The 1,976-nt window shown below is 75.1% G+C and carries 1 protein-coding gene and 1 pseudogene; one reads left to right on the top strand and one right to left on the bottom strand.

All coding sequences use genetic code 11. From position 1 onward, the window contains the following. A pseudogene (locus ACFV4N_RS43265) lies at positions 1-287 on the top strand (MerR family transcriptional regulator); the annotation flags it as partial. Positions 288-526: 239 nt separating this feature from the next. Here ACFV4N_RS43265 and ACFV4N_RS43260 read toward each other — a convergent pair. After that, complete coding sequence (locus tag ACFV4N_RS43260; protein WP_499678511.1) at positions 527-1,708, bottom strand: acyl-CoA dehydrogenase family protein; 1,182 nt, start codon at positions 1,706-1,708, stop codon at positions 527-529. Between the last annotated feature and the right edge of the window lie 268 nt (positions 1,709-1,976).

The following is a 1,976-nucleotide window of genomic DNA, read 5'->3' as shown; positions in this document are numbered from 1 at the left end:
GGTGGGCGGTGGGCACCGCCCACCCCGCCGCGCGGGCGCTGGCCCGCGTGCTCGCGACGGCCGCGCTGCTCGGGCAGGACGACTTCCCGGCGCTGGTGGACCGGTGCGCGGCCGCGTGCGAGGAGCTGGCCGCCGCCGAGGTCGAGTCGCTGGCCGGGCGGTGGACCGGCGCCGGCGCCGGCGAGGACGTGGTGGTCGGCACGGTGCTCGGCGACGCGGCGCTCACCGCCCTGCGCAGGCTCGCCCAGGCCGACGCCGCCCGGCGCGCCTTCGGCGACGCGGGCTGACCGGCGCCCCTCGCCCGACGCCCCCGCCCGGCCGGCGTGGCCCACCCGGCGGTCCGCCTTGCCGGTCGGCCTTGCCGGTCGGCCTTGCCGGTCCCGCCGGCCGGCGCCACCGACGCCCCGCCTCCCGGCCGACCGGCCCGGCGAGCCGCCCACTCCCCCGCCCACCACTCCCCTGCCCATCTCACCCGCCGACGGCCCCGCCCCGGTCGAGCGACCCCGACCGGGGCAGACCCGGTCGCTCAGAGGAACTGCGTGTTCGGCTCCAACCCGCAGGCAACCCGCCCGAACAGCTCGAAGTTCGTGTTCGGCTGCATGATCGAGTGCAGGCTGGACGTCTGGATGTCCCGGGCGATGCGCTGGATCGGCACCGTCTGGTACACCGACGAACCGCCGCTGGCGTTGTTGAGGATGTCCACGGCCTCCTTGGCCCGCAGGCACGTGGCGCCCATGTCCAGCCGGACGCTGACGCGCTCCTTCACCGACCACTGCGCGCCCGGCGCCTTGCCGTCCACCAGGGCCGCCGCCCGGTGCAGGTGGAAGCCCGCCTCGTCGATGCGCAGCGCGGCCTTGGCCACCTGCAGGTGCGTCAGCGGCGCGTCGGCCTGGTGCTCGTAGTCCGTGTAGGTGATCTTGCGCGTGGGCAGCCGCTCCATGAAGGCCTCGTCGGCGGCGCGGGCGAGGCCGTACGGCGTCGCGGCGACCACCGCGCACGCCCACGGCATGAACGGCACCTGCCACCGGGGCGACGCGGCGTTCAGCACCGACCGGTGCTTCCCCTCGGTGAACAGCGGGACCATCGGGAGGATGCGCGCCTCCGGCACGAACACGTCCTTCGCCACCGTCGACACGCTGCCCGTGCCGCGCATCCCGGCGGAGTACCAGTCGTCGACGACCTCCAGGTCGGACATGGGCACCAGCACCAGGATCGGCTGCGGCTCCTCGCCCTCGGGGGCGAGGACGGCGGCGTGGGCGTTCCAGGTCGCCTGCCGGGCGCCGGTGTTGAACACCCACCGGCCGTTGAGCACGATGCCGCCGTCCACGGGCACGCCGACCGCGGTCGGGCCGAAGGTGCCGCTGATCCGGACGTCGCCGGACCCGAACACCTCGTCCTGGACCTCGTCCGGGAAGAGCGAGGTCAGCCAGGTGCTGATGTTCCACACCGTGCTCACCCAGCCCGCCGCGCCGTCGCCCTTGGCGATCTCCGCGAGCACGTCGACCAGGGTGGTCGTGTCGACCTCGTAGCCGCCGTACCGGGTCGGGAGGGTCAGCCGCAGCAGGCCGGCCTCGGTCAGGGCGGCGATGGTGTCCTCGTGCAGGACGCGGTTCTCCTCCTGCCAGATCGCGTTCTTGGCGAACACGGGCGCCAGGTCCGCCGCCCGGCCGATCAGTTCCTCCCGCGAAGGTGCGGCACTGGTGTTCATGAGCGCTCCGTAAGGTGTCCGCCCGGCCTTGGCCGGGGCACGGGGTGTGTGGCGGTCGACCGGGGTGGTCGCGAACGGGCCGTCCGGCTGCGCGGTGGCCCACGGACCGATCGTGGCACCGAGGGGTCGCGCGGCGCTTGTCCCAGAGTGCCCTGTGCCCCGCACCGTCCACAGTGGTCTTCACGGGCACGCCGACGTCCCCGCGCGGGCGGGGGGGCCCCGCCCGGCACCGCGGGGGGTCAGACCGCGATCCTTGTGCCACTGGTTT

The sequence above is a fragment of the Actinosynnema sp. NPDC059797 genome, from assembly GCF_042732085.1.
GTDB lineage: Bacteria > Actinomycetota > Actinomycetes > Mycobacteriales > Pseudonocardiaceae > Actinosynnema.
This window is presented reverse-complemented; position numbering and strand designations above follow the sequence as displayed.

What these genes read in the sequence shown, in the direction of transcription:
- ACFV4N_RS43260 (WP_499678511.1), bottom strand. Translation starts at nt 1,708, where the DNA reads ATGAACACCAGTGCCGCACCTTCGCGGGAGGAACTGATCGGCCGGGCG.